Consider the following 16,437-nt stretch of genomic DNA (forward strand, 5'->3'; position numbering starts at 1 on the left):
CATCAGGGGCGGCGATAGAAAGCCGCGCGTGTAGTGTCCTGGGTCCACGGAGAGTTGTACATGAAAGAGAAGAAGCCGCCGGCTGCCACTACACGCGAAGCGCACACGGATACCCGGTTTCCCAACGGGGCAGTCCAGCGTGCGGTGGATGGCAGCACGCGCATGGCCGCGCAGTCCGCCCGTCTGGCGCAACTGGTGGATGCTCCGCAGCTATTGCAGCTTGCGCCGGACGTGGGCGTACCGATGCCGTCGCCGTCAGCGCGCATGGGCGGCTCGCATCAGGCACTGCCGCCTGCGCTGCGCGAATCGATGGAGGCGGCGTTCGGCCACGATTTTTCAAAGGTGCGGGTGCAGTTGAGCGACATACCGACGGAGATCGGCGCCCGCGCGTTGACTCGCGGTGATGACATCACGATGCCGGCGCGTCACTACCAGCCCGGCAGCGAATCAGGCAGGCGCCTGATCGGTCATGAACTGGGTCACGTGGTGCAGCAGCGGATGGGGCGCGTGCGGCAAGGCGCCGGCATTCTCGACGATCACAGTCTGGAGGCCGATGCCGATCGCCAGAGTGCGCGGGCGATCCAGGCTGTTGGTTCCCATGGACCATCGGTCTCGGCACGCTACACAAGCGCCGGTTCGCTGGGAACGGCAATGCCGTTCCAGCCGGCGTGGGAGTATGTGGAGAACGCTGGGAAGCTGCGCCATTGCAACCTCAAGGACAATCGCGACGGTACGTTCACGCACAGCGCCACGGGCATTGTCTATCACGATGCAGGCGCGACAGATTCAAGCGTGCCGGGATCAAGGGTGCTGTCGCCGAAAGCCAAGAGCGTCGCTCCAACGGCGTTGACCCATGATCCCAAGAACATACTGTTCAATATCCAGCAGACGGGCAAGCTGGAGTATCTGGCCAACACGCAAGCAAACCGGGTGGCGTTCGCAGGCAAGTACTACGAGATGGAACCCGACATGTTCTCTGTGTTCAAGAGCGCGGGAAAGCGCGGCGCCAGCACGAAGATCATGGATCCCACCACACTTGAAAAATATAGCTATGACGATGTGGCAAAGCAGTTCTTCACATGGGACAAATCGAAGGACAACCGGCGTGGCGCCAAGATCAGCGCGACCGCACCCTCAGGAGGGGCCAGTCCGAACGCGGCGCTGATCGACAAGCTCAACAAAGGCGAACTGCTGGACAGGCGCCGCGATGACCGCAGCAGCGAGGACTTGTCGCCATTCGACGTGGGGCCATACAAATCCAACGTGACGATGGACAGCGATTCGATGACCGGGGTCGAGCGGACCTATCCCAAGCTCAGCGGCATATCGGCGTGGACGACATCGTGTCAGGACGTGAACCGAGATCACTTGCCGTCGGGAGAGTCGCTGAAACAGCGCGGCGACGGACAGGCCTACAACCAGGGCTTTACCATCGCGATCCCGAACCCTGAGATGCATCAGCCTCACAGTCCGACGTTTGGCACTGACAATTCGCACAATAACGGCATTGATGACGTGATGGGCGGCACGTCCATGAAGCGCGTGAAGACGGATGCCAATTATCCCGCGCTGGCGGCTTATCGCGACATGGATTTCATGCTGACCCAGACGAAGGGACAGGACTATTCCGTGTCGGGACAGCATTCCTATCTCGATCTCACGAAGCCCGTGAATCGCTTGCGGCAGATTGGCAGCTATCGCAACCTTCATCATCGCAATACGCAGATCTTCAAGCGCAAGGGGGCGAAACGGGGCTTCGATCCAGGGGTGCCCGGCTACGTGTACTCGGCGCAAGCGCGGGTAGCCAAGAAAGGGAAGAAGATCAAGACCAAACGGCTGGGGGCCTACCACTACACGAAGGCTCCCAAGAAGACGCAGGGCGCGTTGGCCGTCGAGGCGATGATTGGACACATGCAGGCTACCGGCAAACTAACCGGCATCTGATGCGGCGGCGACGACCTGCGTGTGCTCCTGAGTCCTGAGCAAACGGTCTGGTCCGGCATGAAGTGGGGTAGCAGGGAAAACGAATTGTGTAGGCCGGATCGCCTACGAGCTCAACCCCTCACGAATCGCATACCGCGTCAGCTCCGCGATGCTGCGAATCCCCAGCTTGCGGAACGTGTTCTCGCGGTGGCTGGCGATGGTCTTGGCGGAGAGGAACAGCATGCCGGCGATGTCGTTCGTCGTGTGCCCTTCAGCAAAGAGTTGCGCGATCTGACGCTCGCGCGTGGTCAGTTGCGGCAGGCGGATGGTTTCAACGGCAGCCGGGGCCGGCGTTCGGCTGGCATGGATCACGGAGCCGATCAGCTCGCCGCTCAGGAAGATCTGGTTGGCCATGATGCGCCGGATGCCGCGGACCAGTTCTTCGTAGGGGTTCTCCTTCAACACGTAGCCGGCCGCGCCGGCCTGCAGCGCGGCCATCACCTGCTGCAGGCCATCGTTGACCGACAGACACAGCAGCTTGCAGGGCGTGGCCTCACCATGCAGGCGGCGGATCACTTCCAGGCCGTTCAGGATGGGCATCGCCATGTCCGTGATCACCACATCCGGTTTCAGCGTACGGGCGAGTTGCACCAGTTCCAGGCCGTTCTTGGCCTGCGCCAGCACCTCCATGTCTGGCTCTCGCTGCAGTAGCGCAATCAGACCTTCACGCACCATTGCGTGGTTGTCGCCGAGCACGATGCGGATTCTCATGGCCGTTCCGCCTTTCCGGCATAACAAATGGTGGCCGGGCGTCGCACCAGGCTTTCAAGCAACGACCTGATGCGGGAAGGCGCCATGGCCTCCACACGCACCAACAGCCGGCATCCATTCATTGCCGGAAACCCGCTTCCCGCCCCATCGGTAGACATGATGCTTTGCCCCGATTACATCTGTATTTGTTGGTCTGTGCGCCACTGTCTTTCTCGTCCAGCGGTCCGAAGCGTTCCGGCCCGATGGCGTTGATAGTGCGGCGTATCCCCTCGCCAGACAGCTCCCGCAAGCCGCCGGTCATCACCTTGACCAGCATGCCGCCAGGAGTGTGGCGTGCAGGCTGGGTGGAGTTTTTCCGGAGTCTGACGCAGCCGGCCGATTCGCGCACTTAACAATATTGAATTGTCTTTTTCGTAACGTTTTAGACACAATGTTCGCAAGCGTGGCCGGCACGCGTGACAGGCGAGCGGCCCCATGTACATCGCAGCACGACCATGCCGTTGCGTTTCCGTACAAGTCCATGCATTGTGAGGCCCGCGCCGGACGGGGCGCATGACCACACAAGATCAAAACGGGGAGCAACGATGTCTGAAGGATTTCACGTGCACGGCGCACACGACCATGTGCTGGAGCACGCCGCAGAAACCGGCCACGCCGACAGCTTTGCCGGCCGCATCGCCGTCATGACGGCTATTTTGTCGACGGCCGGCGCCATCTTTGGCTATCAGGGCGGCGCCACGCAAAACGAAGCGTTGCTTGCCAAGAATGAAGCCGCCATCCACAAGACGGAGGCCGCCAACCGCTGGGCCTACTATCAGGCCAAGGGCCAGAAGCAGGCGATTGCCGAGCTGACCGCACAACTGCCCGGCACCGACCAGGCTGCCGCCAAGCGCGAAGCCCAGCGCTATGCCACCGAGAAGGAAGACATCCGCCGCCAGGCCGAAGACCAGGAGCGTCTGGCCAAGGAGGCGGACGAAGCCAGTGAACGCGCTGTGCACCATCATCATCGCTGGGCGCAGGCGGTGGTCGCCATGCAAGTGTCGATTGCACTGGCGGCGATCACGTTGCTGTCACGCCGGCGCTGGCTGCAGGTGATCTCGTACTGCGTGGGTGGGGTGGGTGGCGTGCTGGCTGTGCTGGCGATGCTGCATATCTAGGCTGGGGTCGACACAATCGTTCATCACGCGGCGGTTGCACTGTCATGTATGCGGCCGCCAGAATATCGCCCGTGCAGGAGGCAGTCCGCCTCCGCGAACCTGGATACGAACACCATGACATTCGGCATGTGGATGCGGCGCGCAGTGGCAATCCTGGGCTTGTCGGTCAGCGTACTGGCCGTGGCATCCGGCCCGGCAATCGAGCCCGGTGAATACGTCTATGTTGAAGGCGGTAGCGGCCACGGCACGATGTCGGTCAAGGGCAACAGCTTCAACATCGAAACCATTGGCGCCAACTGCCATACCTGCGCAGTTAGCGGTACGTTCAAGGGCCGCACCGGCGTCGCTGACGCTTGCCGTATCGCGGTGTCGGGCAGCAATGGCGCGCTCAAGCTCGATACGTCTGCCACGCAAGACGCGTGTCGCGATTTTTGCGGCATGCGCGCTGGGTTCGATGGCGAGTATCGGCGCCCACCTGCTGCGTGCACCGATCGCCAACGGTCGGTTCGCATCGGCCAAGCGCATAAGCAATACGCCGCCAAGGACTATGACGCTGCCCGCACAACGCTGCGCGCGTTGCTCTCCGAATGCGACACCTTCATGGATTGGATCGAGCGCGATAAGGCCCGTAGCGGCCTGGCCGTGACGGAATACCACCGTGGCGACAACGAACAGTGCCTGGCGGCGTTGTCCGATACCGTTGCCGTGCGCATGCAGGGCGACAGCTCAAGCTTCTTGCCGCCGTGCGATGCCGACAACTACGCGGCTACCGGCAAGGCCATCCTCTACAACCAGGGGCTGTGCAAGGCGCCGGCCAAGCACTGACAGTGCAGCCTTGAGGACGGCCGCCGGCGTCATTCGTCCATCAGCCGAACTCTGACCTTCTTGCCTTTCACCATGCCGCCGTTGAGCTTGCGCAGCGCGTCGCGTGCGATGCCCCGCTCAACCGCAACGTAGGTTGAGAATTCGGTCACGTTGATCTTGCCGATCTGGTCGCCGCGAAAGCCCGCGTCGCCGGTCAGCGCGCCAAGTACGTCGCCGGGGCGGATCTTGTCCTTGCGTCCGCCGAGAATCTGCAGCGTCTCCATTGGCGGCAGCAGTGGTGCGTCGCTGCCGGTGTCGAGTTCGGCGAGCTTATGCCATTCGACCTCGCGCCCGAGCACCTCCTCGATGTTGCCGACACGCCCCATCTCATCCATGCTCGCCAGGCTCAGCGCCCAGCCGTCCTGATCGGCGCGGCCTGTGCGGCCGATCCGGTGCACGTGCACTTCGGGATCGGGCGTGACGTCAACGTTGATCACCGCTTCGAGCTGCGCGATGTCGAGCCCGCGCGCGGCGACGTCGGTTGCGACGAGCACTGAGCAACTGCGGTTCGCGAACTGGATCAGCACCTGATCGCGCTCGCGCTGCTCCAGTTCGCCATGCAGCGCAAGTGCGTGGATGCCCTGCGCACGCAGCACGTCGAGCAGGTCGCGGCATTGCTGCTTCGTGTTGCAGAACGCGAGCGTGCTGACCGGCCGATAGTGCTTGAGCAACCGCCCGACCGCATGCAGCCGCTCGTTATCGGTCACCTCATAGAAGCGCTGGCGGATCTTGCTGTCGTCGTGGCGCTCTTCGAGTTTCACCTCTTTCGGATTGCGCAGGATCTGCCGACACAGTTTGGCAATCCCGTCCGGGTAAGTGGCCGAGAACAGCAGCGTCTGCCGGTCGGTCGGGCACTGGCGTACGACCGTTGCGATATCGTCGAAGAAGCCCATGTCGAGCATCCGGTCCGCTTCGTCGAGCACGAGCGTCTTCAGCGCGCCGAGCACGAGGTTGCCGCGTTCGAGATGGTCCATGATGCGCCCCGGCGTGCCGACGACGATATGCGCGCCGTGCTCGAGGCTCTCCGCTTGCGGGCGCATCGGCGTGCCGCCGCAGAGCGTCAGCACCTTCACGTTCTCTTCGGCGCGCGCGAGGCGGCGGATTTCCTGCGTGACCTGATCGGCGAGTTCGCGCGTCGGGCAGAGCACCATCGCTTGCACATCAAAGCGGCGTGCGTCGAGCCGCGCGAGCAGCGGGAGTGAGAACGCCGCGGTCTTGCCGCTACCGGTCTTCGCCTGCGCGATCAGGTCGTGGCCAGCAAGCGTGATTGGCAGGCTCGCTGCCTGGATCGGCGTCATGTCGTTGTAACCGAGCTGCGCGAGGTTCGCGAGCACGGCGGGGGAGAGCACAAGGGTGCTGAAGGGCGTGGCGGTCGGTTCGGTGGTCATATCGTTGCGTCGGGTCAATTGAGCGGCCGGCCTTCGATTTGCTCGTAGACGACCGTGCCGTCGTCGGCTTCGAAACGCTCGACGTAATTTCGTGCGCCACAGAGCGTGCAGCGGAACAGCGGTCCCTGGCCTTCGTCCTTGATGACGACGTCGGACAGTTCCCACTGCGTGCCGCAGCTCTGGTTTTTGCAAGTGAACACGGTTTTCTCCGGGTGAGTTCGGTTGCGCACCGTTGGTGGCGAGGAAGGGCGGGGCGGCGACAAGGACGTTTAGAAACAGGCTAGCGCAGAGCAGAAGTTGTGATACTGTATATCCATACAGTATTCGCAGCTTGCCTTGCGCCTCCCATGTTTGCGTCGTCCCCGTCTCTTTTTCCCGCCGAAGGTGTGGCGGAACGCCTCACCGCCACTGGGCCGGCGGTGTACGGGTCGCGCCAGTCTGCGCAAAGAGCCCGGATAGTACCAGCGCCCGAGACGCTACATCCGGCGCTGTGGCGTGCAGGCAGTCTGGCACGGGCCAACGGGCGCGTCCTGGCCACCGGTTATGACGCGCTGAACACCGAGTTGCCCAGTGGCGGCTGGCCGCTTGGCGGGCTGACTGAACTGCTGTGCCCCCAACCCGGCATTGGCGAATGTCGCCTGCTGCGCCCGGCTCTGTCCACGCTATGCACGGGAGCAGGGCCGAATGGTGGACGGATTGCTCTGGTTGGCCCCCCACATCTGCCCAACGCAGTACGGCTGGTCGGCTGGGACTTCTCTCCTGAACAGATCGTCTGGGTGCGCGCCGACAAGCCCGCAGACCTGCTGTGGGCGGCCGAGCAGGTCGTGCGCAGCCAGGCATTCGGTGGCGTGCTGATCTGGCTGAACCAGGCGCGCCCTGGAGCACTGCGCCGGCTGCAGGTGCTGGCACAGGCAGGCGAGAGCGCCATCTGGGTGTTCCGGCCGACCCAGGCGCTGCGGGAGTCATCGCCTGCGGTGCTGCGCCTTGGGTTGGTGCCGGCGGGTGGCGATGCGTTGTCCATCCTCTTTCACAAGCGGCGCGGGCCGCTGCGGGACACGCCGTTGCTGCTGCCGTTGGCGGATCCGCTGCAGGCGGGACGCGCTTCCGTTCGTTCGTTGCCAATACAACCTGCCGAGCCATTCACCATGGACCCGGCCACCGCGTCGCTGTTGGCTGCGCTGTCGTCTTCTTCTGCGTTCGATGCATTGTCGGATGCTTCTGATCATGCCGTTCTGGATCGCGGTGCATCTGCCCCGGCTGCCGCTGGACGCGCTTCGACCCCGGTGGTCTGATCCGGCCGCACTGCCCCTGCCGGTGTTAGTGCTGGAGCAGGAGCGCGTGGTGTCGGCCAACCGTCTGGCGGTGCGAGAAGGCGTGCACGTAGGCCTGCGCCGGGCGGGCGCGCAGGCGCTGGTGCCGCACGCCGTACAGCTTGAGCGCGACTTAGCGGCCGAGGCGCGGCTGATGCAATCGCTGGCGCTGGCGCTGCTGGCATTCACACCGCACGTGACACTGGATGTGGCTGACGAGGCGACCGTGCTGCTGGAGGTGGAGGCAAGCCTGCGCCTGTTCGGTGGGCATCGCGCGCTGTGTCGGGCTGTGAAGTATTGTGCGTACCGGCTGGGTGCCGTGCCGGTGCTCGGCGCCGGACCGACGGCACGCGGTGCCGCATGGCTGGCGAGCACGCGATCGTTGCGCGGGCATCGCACAGCAACTTCAGGCGGCCTGCACGGTGGCGTACGGCGGGCGGTGCGACTGGAGCGCATGTCGACCCTGCTGGATGCATTGTCGATCGATGCCGTGGTTCGCCTGACACGCCCGGACTGGCTTGAGGGCCTCGGTTGCCGCAGGCTGGCCGATTTGCGAGCGCTGCCACGTGCGGGCCTGCGCCGCCGCTGTGGGCCGCTGCTGGTCGATACGCTTGATGCGGCCTATGGCGATGGGCACGAGAGCTTCACATGGTTTGCTGCACCGCTGCGCTTTGATGTGCCGTTGGAGTTGCCCGGTCGCATCGACAGCGCCGAAGGTGTGCTGGCCGCATCTGAGCAACTGCTGCTGCAACTGGTCGGCTGGCTGTCGGCGCATCAACTGGGTGCCAAGACCTACCGGCTCACGCTGGAGCACGAGCGACGGCGCGGCCGGGGCAGTGACGATGCCGTGTCCTCCACGCCGGTGGAGATCGCACTGGCGCAGCCGGTCCGCACGCTGGCGCATCTGTCACGCGTGCTGCACGAGCGCGTGCACCGGCTCACGCTGATCGCTCCGGTGGTCGAGCTACGTTTGACGGTGACAGACGCAACACCGCTGGCTCCGCCCACCGAATCCTTGTTCCCCGAGCCCGGTGGCCGTGCAGAAGATGCAGCTCGCCTGATCGACACGCTCATCGCCCGGCTAGGTGCGGGCAACGTGCGCCACCCACAGCCGTGCGCTGATCACCGCCCCGAGCGCGCCAACCACTGGGTGGAGGTGAACGCCGCCACCACCGCGCACAGCCGCGCCGCTGTGCGTCTAGCGCTGGCGCAATGGCACGCGCAGCAGCCCGAGCGGCCGCTGTGGCTGTTGGAGAAGCCCATCCCGCTGCTGACGCGCCAGCACTATCCGTATTACCGTGGACCATTGCGGCTGGTGTCCTTGCCCGAGCGCATTGAATCCGGCTGGTGGGACGATGCTCTCATCAAGCGCGACTACTTCATCGCAGAAGGCGAGGAAGCCGTGCGCTACTGGGTCTACCGCGAGCGTGTTTCTGCATCGGCCAGCGAGGAAGACGCCCGCTGGTATCTGCACGGCCTGTTCGGCTAAGCGTGTCATGGCGACAACCGCATCACTTCCTATCGGCCTGCCTGACTATGCCGAGTTGCATTGCATCAGCAACTTCACGTTCCTGACCGGCGCGTCGCATCCCAAAGAACTGGTGGAGCGCGCCAAGCAATACGGCTATCAGGCCTTGGCGTTGACCGACGAATGCTCCGTGGCCGGCACCGCGCGTGCGCTCGTGGCGGCTAAGGAGCAGGACTTCAAACTCATCATCGGCAGCCGCTTTACCGTGCGCAATGCACAGGGCGAGCCATGGCTGCGCTTGGTGCTGCTGGCGCAGAACATCGAAGGCTACGGCAACCTGAGCGAGGTCATCACACACGCGCGACTGGCGGCGCCCAAAGGGGAATACCGCCTGCAGGCCGATGACTTGGCTGCGCCCAGGGGCGAGCTGGCCCATCTGCGTGGTGTGCCTGACTGCCTGGCGATTCTGTTGCCTGACTATGACGCCGACCCGCAACACTTGCTGATGCAGGCGTTGTGGTGTCAGCGTGTGTTTGGCGATCGGTTATCGATTGCGCTGGAGTTGCCACTGCGTCATGCGGATGACCGCCATCGCGGCACGGTGGCTGCGGTCTCCGAGCAGATCGATGTACCCATGGTTGCCACCGGCGGCGTGCAGATGCACACGCGGCAGCGCAAGCCATTACACGATGTGCTGACAGCCATTCGTTTATCCAAGCCGATTGCCGAGTGCGGGCTGGAGTTGGCACCCAGCGCTGAGCAGGCCATGCGTACGCGTATGCAGCTTGCGTTTCTCTACCAGGGCGAGCGTGGTGCCCGCGCCTTGCAGCGCACTGTCGAGTTGGCCGGCTTGTGTCAGTTCTCGCTCGATGAAATCGAATATGAATACCCGAGCGAGGTTGTGCCAGAGGGCATGACACCCGCCGAGTACCTGCTCGCCGAGGTCCACGCCGGTGCCAAGCGGCGCTACCCACATGGCGTGCCCGAGAAGGTGCTCAAGCAGATCAGCATGGAGCTCGACCTGATTGCCGATCTGGGCTACGAACCGTTCTTCCTGACCGTCTACGACGTGGTGAAGTTTGCCCGCACGAAAGACATTCTCTGTCAGGGGCGCGGCTCGGCGGCCAATTCGGCGGTGTGCTACTGCCTGGGGATCACCGAAGTGGACCCGGACAGCGGCAATGCGTTGTTCGCGCGTTTCCTTTCACGCGCCCGCAGCGAGCCACCCGACATCGACGTCGATTTTGAACACCAACGCCGCGAAGAGGTCATCCAGTACATCTACGAGAAATACGGCGTGACACGCACCGCGCTGGCTGCCGCGCTCATTACGTACCGCACGCGCAGTGCCTTGCGCGACGTTGGCCGCGCGCTCGGCATCGATCTCGGCATCATCGAGCAGGTAGCCAAGGGGCAGGCGTGGTGGGATAGCCGCAAGGAGTTTGCCGAGCGTGCGGGTCAGCAGGGGCTAGACCCGGCATCTCCGCTGGTGCAGCGCTGGGCTGAGCTGGTGAGCGAGCTGCGCGGTTTTCCGCGTCACCTGTCGCAGCATGTGGGCGGGTTCGTGATCGCGCAGCACAAACTCTCGCGCCTGGTGCCGATCGAGAACGCGGCCATGGAGAACCGCCGCGTCATCCAGTGGGACAAGGACGATCTCGAATCGCTGCGCTTGCTGAAGGTGGACGTGCTGGCGCTGGGCATGCTGACCGCCATCCGCCGCACGCTCGATATGGTCGATGCGCTGCCCGGTCGTCGTGCGTATTACAAGACGGCAGACAAGCTCGCCATGCAAGACCTGCCGGAGGACGACGAAAAAACCTACGACATGATCTGCCGTGCCGAGACCATCGGCGTGTTCCAGATCGAATCGCGCGCACAGCAATCGATGCTGCCGCGCCTGCGCCCGCGCAAGTATTACGACCTGGTGATTCAGGTGGCCATCGTGCGTCCGGGGCCGATCCAAGGGGGCATGGTCCATCCGTATCTGCAGCGGCGTGAAGCGGAGCGCAATGGCGATACCAATTGCGTGACGTATCCCGGCAAAGAGGTCGAGGGCGTATTGAGGCGCACGCTGGGCGTTCCGATCTTCCAAGAGCAGGTCATGCAGATCGCCATGGATGCGGGCGATTTCACCGCGGATGAGGCTGACCGTTTGCGCCGTGACATGGCGGCCTGGAAGCGCAAGGGGAACCTCACGCAGCATCAGGAGCGCCTGGTGCAGGTGATGGTGGAGGAGAAGGGCTACGACCGGGCCTTTGTCGAGGCGTTGTGCAAGCAGATGGAGGGCTTTGCCGAATACGGCTTCCCAGAAAGCCACGCAGCCGGTTTCGCCAAGTTGGCTTACATCAGCAGTTACCTGAAGTGTCATGAGCCGGCAGCGTTCTTTGCTGCGCTGCTCAACAGCCAGCCGATGGGGTTCTATTCGCCGTCGCAACTGGTGCAGGAGGCGCGGCGCAGCCGGGTGCGCGTGCTGCCGGTCGACGTCACGGCCAGCGTGTGGGACAGCACGTTGCACGAACGTCCGGGCGCGGTAAGCGAAGAGAGGGCGCAACCGGATATCCGTCTCGGTTTCAGTCGCATTCGCGGCATGCGTGAGCCGGCTGCCCGGCGCATCATCGAGGCCCGTGCCGAGGCACCCTTCACAAGCGTGGATGACCTGGCATATCGCGCGGCGCTGGACCGCCACGACCTGAACGTGCTCGCCGCCGCCAATGCGCTCAAGCCACTGGCTGGTCATCGCCGCCAAGCGTTGTGGCAGACGCTCGCGCTGCAGGAGCCCGGGCATGACCATGCGCTACTGCGCCAAGCGCGTCCGGTGGAAGCCTCGCTCGTGCTGCCCGCCCCGCCCATCGGCGAGGAGGTGGTGGCCGATTACAGCAGCCTGGGCCTGTCATTGCAGCGTCATCCGGTCAGCCTGCTGCGGCCCCGGCTTGACGACATGCGTTTTGCCACCGCCGCTACGCTGGCGGGGTATCGTAACGGACAGCTCGCGCGTGCCTGCGGCATCGTCACGGTGCGCCAGCGGCCGGGGACAGCCAAGGGCACGATCTTCGTCTCGATTGAGGATGAAACCGGCACCATCAATGTCGTGCTCTGGCCGCGCCTGATCGAGCGCCAGCGCCGCGAGGTGCTGAATGCCCAACTCCTGGGCGTTTACGGCAAATGGCAGTGCGAGCGCGAGACGCGGCACTTGGTCGCCCAGCATCTGGTCGATCTGACGCCACTTCTGGGGCGTCTTGTCACCTCCAGCCGCGATTTCCACTGAATTGGCACCCGCCGGTTTGTTCACCCGGCACCAACTGACCGCCAAGCCACCTTCCGGCACGGCAATTGCGAGACGAAAGGTGCGCGCCGCCCGGTACCCGAGCCCACCCGTGATGCCGGGGTCTCCAATCTCAGGGGCTCTCCCGAGACCCCTCCAATTGGTGGATAGGGCAAGCGCGGATCGACGAAATGTGGTGTGGATGCAAGGATTTGCGCATGAAACGTCACAAAAGCAACACACCAAGCGAAGAAAACAGCATCTGCGAGGGAACCGACCCCTTACCGGGCTTGTCACGGTAAACACAGATGACGGGATGCGCTTTCATCACGCGTCAATGTTGGGTGCAGTCGAAATTACGTCTACTCTGTAGAAAACACATCGCGGAGGCCGCCACCCAAAGCGTGTGCAACGGTGTGCAATACAACGATGACACCGCCCGCACACATGTGTACGACCGCGAATCAAGGTGCAGTGCACCCGACATTCGCTTTGTTTTCAGTCCATCGTGCGGGTCTCCTCGACCCGGCGGTGTTTCCCATCTCAGGTGCAGGAGCGAACAGATGGAACAGCCCTTCAAGCAGTTGCACAGTCTGCGCAAGTCGCGCAAGCTCAAACAGGAAGACGTCGCCAAGATGGCCGGCATCTCCCGCGAAGCCTATTTGCGCGCGGAATCCGGTCGCGCTGACCCGCGCCTGTCGACGCTGATGGCCGTGGCCGGCGCGTTGGGGCTGGAAGTCGTGCTGGCCCCGCGCGAGGCGGTTGCCGAGATCGAGCGCGTGATCGCCAGCCATCCGACCCAGCCGCTGCAAGGCGGCGTGTCGAGCACCGAGGCCAGCCAGTCCGGTTCAGTGGGTGGCTCGACCGGCGGTCACGGCCTGGCAGGCCAGTATCGTGGCCCGGAGCGTACGCCGCAGTCGACCTATCACCCTGCTGGTGCCAGCGGCACTGGCGATCGGCCGAGCGCTGGCGGTGCGGGTTCGTCTGGCAGCTCGGATCGCCCGGGCGGCTCGGGTTCCGGCGGCTCGCGCGAGTCGTAAGCGGGCCAACGGGCCTTGATCGGGTACGCACCGCGTGCCCGGTCTGCGGTTGAGCGCTTGAGTTGAGCGGCTGACGCCGCCGCACGTACAATCGGCTGGGCAAACCGCGCCCGGCAGGTTTGTGCGCATTTGCGCCAACGTTTCCCTTCCATTTTCTCGTATGCACGGCGATTCGCCTCGCACGCGCATGGCGCAAGCCGTGCCGGCGTCCCCACCGGCCTCTGCCGCGCACCACCCGCCGTTCTGGCACCACCTCAAACGCGACGTCTTTTTCTGGCTGCTGCTGCTCGTTTGCGGTGCGTTCTCGGTTGTGTCGCCGCAGCGCATGGCCGGCTATCCATCACTGGTCGACTGGCACACGATTGCCGCGCTGGCAGGCTTGCTGATCCTGACCAAGGCGGTCGAGTCCAGCGGCATGCTGCAATTGCTTGGTGTGCGACTGGTTGATGCCGTCAGCAGCGAGCGCGTGCTCGCGCTCAGCCTGGTGGGCACGTCGGCGGCGCTGTCGACGTTGTTGACCAACGATGTCGCCTTGTTCGTGATCGTGCCGCTGACGGTTGGCTTGCGGCAGGTGGCGAAGCTGCCTCCGGCACACATTACGCGGCTGGTCATTTTTGAGGCGCTGGCCGTCAATGCGGGCTCGGCGCTTACGCCGATCGGCAACCCGCAGAACCTCTTCCTGTGGCACCAGTCGGGGTTGGCGTTCGGCGCGTTCGTCTGGCAGATGGCGCCGATGGTCATGTTGTTGATGGCGCTGTTGCTGGTGGCCACTTGGCTGGCGTTCCCATCGCACGAAATTCATCTGCATGCCGAAACCGGTGAGGTGGAGGTGCACAAGCGCCTGCTGCTGCCTGCGCTGGCGCTGTACGTGCCGTTTCTGGTGCTGACTGACCTGGGGTATCCGCTCGCAGCGTTGGCTGGACTGGTCGTGCTGTATCTCATCGGTGCGCGTTATGTGCTGGCGCGGGTGGACTGGGGCCTGCTGCTGGTGTTCGTACTGATGTTCATCGACCTGCGCCTGGTGGCACAGCTTGGCGTGGTGCGGCAGGTGCTGGGCGCATTGTCGTTGGCCGACCCGATGCATCTGTACTGGGCCGGCATTGGCGTGTCGCAGGTCATCAGCAACGTGCCGGCCGCGATCCTGCTGGCCGAGTATTCCCACGATTGGCCGATGATCGCCTTCGCGGTGAGCGTGGGCGGGTTTGGCACGCTTGTGGGCTCGCTGGCCAACCTGATTGCGTTGCGCATGGCGGGGGACCGGCGTGCCTGGCTCACATTTCACGCGTACTCGATCCCGTTCCTGGTGATTGCGGCCGGGGCCGTGTACGCGTGGCTGACTTGGCTACGCTGAAGCGTCAGGCCGGTGCGGCATCCCAATCCGGCGCAAAGGCCGGCTGCACGTAACGCAGTGCCTTGGGCAGGGCGGCGATGGCGGCGCGGTCTGCATCGTCCAGGCGCACGTTCAGTGCATTGAGGTTCGCCTGCTGGCTTTCACGGCGCTGTGCCTTGGGAATGGCCATCACATTCGGCTGATCAAGCAACCACGCAATGGCCACCTGTGCTGCCGATGCACCATGCTTGCGGCCGATTGCCTGCAACGTGGCATCTTGCGCAACACGCCCCTGCGCCAGTGGCGCGTAGGCTGTGAGCGGAATCCCTTTGCCGCCGAGATAAGCTAGCAGCGCAGACTGATCCAGGAACGGGTGGTATTCCACCTGCACGCAGGCGATCGGCGCGCCGATGGTGTCGACGGCGGTCTTGAGCATTGGCAGATTGAAGTTGCAGACGCCGATGGCACGTACGCGGCCGCTGTCACGCAGCGCCATCATGGCTTCCATGGTGGCCGCCATGTCCATGCCCGGTGCCGGCCAATGGACGAGATACAGGTCGACGTAATCCAGCTTCAGCTTGGCGAGGCTGTGTTCGAGTGCCAGCGGTACGGCGTGTGGTGCGAGCTGGTCATGCCAGACCTTGGTGGTGACGAAGATCTCGTCGCGTGGCAGGCCCGAGGCAGCGATGGCCGCGCCCACGGCGGCCTCGTTGGCATACATGGCCGCGGTGTCGATGTGCCGGTAGCCAAGCGCCAATGCGCTTTCGACCACGGGCTGGCAATCTTCGTTGGGCACGCGGAATGTGCCGAGCCCCAGTCGGGGGATGGAAACACCCTGCGTCTTCAATGTGTGCTGCATGTGCGGCTCCTTGGGTTGCCAGATGGATGAACGGGGGACCAACGGGTGAACAGGCCGCCATGGTGCCGATCGCTCAGCTTTGAATAAAGTGCGTAACATGCAAATCATTCGTGAAAAAACTCCCGTAATAGGCAAGGGAAAAAGGGGTTTGCATGACGTTTGATGGACAATTGTTCTCCGGTATCACGCTGCTGGCTGCCGTGGCAGAAAGCGGTAGCTTCGTACGCGCGGCTGATGCGCTGGGGTTGTCGCCGTCCGGGGTGAGCCGTGCGGTCAGCCGGCTGGAGACGCGCATTGGTGTGCGTCTGATCGAGCGGACTACGCGTTCGCTCACACTGACTGACGAGGGGCGCCGTCTCTACGAGCAGGTGGGGCCACACCTGATGGGCATTACTGAAGCTGCTGCCATGGCTTCAGGCGCAGCGGGCGCCGTGCAGGGCCGACTGCGAGTGAACGTCGATCCGTTTTTCTCGCGGATGGCATTGGCGACACCGGTGGCGGGCTTTTTGGAGCGCCATCCGGATCTGTCGCTGGAGCTCATCATGCGCGACGACGTGGGCGATCTGGTGGCCGATGGCTTTGATCTGGCCATCCGCTTCGGGCCGCCGCCGGTGGGCTCGTTCGTGGCGCGCAAATTGATCGACACGCGCATCGTGACCGTGGCTTCCCCGGGCTACATCGCCCGCCACGGAAAACCCGCGCACCCGCGCGATGTGCCGTCACACGAGCGCATCCTGTTCTACAACCCGGTCACGGGGCGCCCCTACGAGTGGGAGTTCTGGCGCAAGGATGAGCGCATCGAGATCCGGCCCGCCGGGCGGTTGATGGTGTCGGACGTACGCACGATGCACGCCGCGTGTGTGGCGGGGGCGGGCATTGCCCAGGTGATGGCGCTTGGCACAGAAGAGCTGCGTGGCAGCGGCCAGCTTGTCGACCTGTTTCCCGACTGGCCGGACGAACGCTTCGCCCTGTACGCGCTGTACCCATCGCGGCGCCACCTGCCGGCCAAGGTGCATGCGTTCATCGATTTCTGCCTTGAGAACTTACCCGCGGGTTAGCCCGCAA

Annotated in this window: 13 protein-coding genes; 9 read left to right on the forward strand and 4 right to left on the reverse strand. The window is 64.0% G+C overall.

Translation table 11 applies throughout. The features are described 5' to 3' along the window. The first annotated feature begins 60 nt into the window (after nt 1–60). Nucleotides 61–1,944, forward strand: a complete 1,884-nt coding sequence (locus R2N11_RS19155; protein WP_316682013.1) for an eCIS core domain-containing protein — start codon at nt 61–63, stop codon at nt 1,942–1,944. Between the two features lie 102 nt (nt 1,945–2,046). Here the strand turns inward: R2N11_RS19155 and R2N11_RS19160 are convergent, their stop codons facing one another. Further along, entirely contained in the window at nt 2,047–2,694 is a 648-nt protein-coding gene (locus R2N11_RS19160; protein WP_199031812.1) for a response regulator, read from the reverse strand. A 584-nt stretch (nt 2,695–3,278) separates the two neighbouring features. On the opposite strand from R2N11_RS19160, the gene R2N11_RS19165 reads away from it, so the two are divergent. Beyond that, complete coding sequence (locus R2N11_RS19165; protein ID WP_199031810.1) at nt 3,279–3,851, forward strand: DUF4337 domain-containing protein; 573 nt, start codon at nt 3,279–3,281, stop codon at nt 3,849–3,851. Nucleotides 3,852–3,983: 132 nt separating this feature from the next. Continuing rightward, the gene (locus tag R2N11_RS19170; RefSeq protein ID WP_316682084.1) at nt 3,984–4,676 is read left to right on the forward strand and encodes a hypothetical protein; all 693 of its coding nucleotides are present in this window, start codon (nt 3,984–3,986) and stop codon (nt 4,674–4,676) included. Nucleotides 4,677–4,705: 29 nt separating this feature from the next. Here R2N11_RS19170 and dbpA read toward each other — a convergent pair whose 3' ends face one another. Both dbpA and R2N11_RS19180 read right to left on the reverse strand, forming a co-directional pair. Continuing rightward, a complete protein-coding gene (gene dbpA / locus R2N11_RS19175; protein WP_199031809.1) occupies nt 4,706–6,103 on the reverse strand; it encodes an ATP-dependent RNA helicase DbpA in 1,398 nt (465 codons plus the stop codon). Nucleotides 6,104–6,117: 14 nt separating this feature from the next. Next, complete coding sequence (locus tag R2N11_RS19180; RefSeq protein WP_199031808.1) at nt 6,118–6,303, reverse strand: hypothetical protein; 186 nt, start codon at nt 6,301–6,303, stop codon at nt 6,118–6,120. A 147-nt stretch (nt 6,304–6,450) separates the two neighbouring features. Between R2N11_RS19180 and imuA the strand changes: the two genes are divergently transcribed. From imuA to R2N11_RS19205, 5 genes are all read left to right on the forward strand, one after another. Beyond that, the gene (gene imuA / locus R2N11_RS19185; protein ID WP_316682014.1) at nt 6,451–7,395 is read left to right on the forward strand and encodes a translesion DNA synthesis-associated protein ImuA; all 945 of its coding nucleotides are present in this window, start codon (nt 6,451–6,453) and stop codon (nt 7,393–7,395) included. Further along, nucleotides 7,328–8,902, forward strand: coding sequence for a Y-family DNA polymerase (locus R2N11_RS19190; protein WP_316682015.1), 1,575 nt, complete (start codon nt 7,328–7,330; stop codon nt 8,900–8,902). Before imuA ends, R2N11_RS19190 begins: the two co-directional genes overlap by 68 nt. 7 nt (nt 8,903–8,909) lie before the next feature. Continuing rightward, nucleotides 8,910–12,146 carry an error-prone DNA polymerase gene (locus R2N11_RS19195; protein WP_316682016.1) on the forward strand — a complete coding sequence of 1,079 codons (3,237 nt, stop codon included), beginning with the start codon at nt 8,910–8,912 and terminating at the stop codon, nt 12,144–12,146. A 560-nt stretch (nt 12,147–12,706) separates the two neighbouring features. After that, nucleotides 12,707–13,183, forward strand: a complete 477-nt coding sequence (locus R2N11_RS19200) for a helix-turn-helix transcriptional regulator (protein ID WP_199031804.1) — start codon at nt 12,707–12,709, stop codon at nt 13,181–13,183. A 160-nt stretch (nt 13,184–13,343) separates the two neighbouring features. Beyond that, nucleotides 13,344–14,534: an SLC13 family permease gene (locus R2N11_RS19205; RefSeq protein WP_316682017.1), complete on the forward strand. Its 1,191-nt coding sequence runs from the start codon at nt 13,344–13,346 to the stop codon at nt 14,532–14,534. 4 nt (nt 14,535–14,538) lie between these two features. Here the strand turns inward: R2N11_RS19205 and R2N11_RS19210 are convergent, their stop codons facing one another. Beyond that, nucleotides 14,539–15,372, reverse strand: a complete 834-nt coding sequence (locus R2N11_RS19210; protein WP_316682018.1) for an aldo/keto reductase — start codon at nt 15,370–15,372, stop codon at nt 14,539–14,541. A gap of 152 nt (nt 15,373–15,524) precedes the next feature. Here R2N11_RS19210 and R2N11_RS19215 point away from each other — a divergent pair, with 152 nt between their 5' ends. After that, nucleotides 15,525–16,430: a LysR family transcriptional regulator gene (locus R2N11_RS19215; RefSeq protein ID WP_316682019.1), complete on the forward strand. Its 906-nt coding sequence runs from the start codon at nt 15,525–15,527 to the stop codon at nt 16,428–16,430. Nucleotides 16,431–16,437: the final 7 nt, after the last annotated feature.

Source organism: Ralstonia flaminis (assembly GCF_958415495.1).
GTDB lineage: Bacteria > Pseudomonadota > Gammaproteobacteria > Burkholderiales > Burkholderiaceae > Ralstonia > Ralstonia flaminis.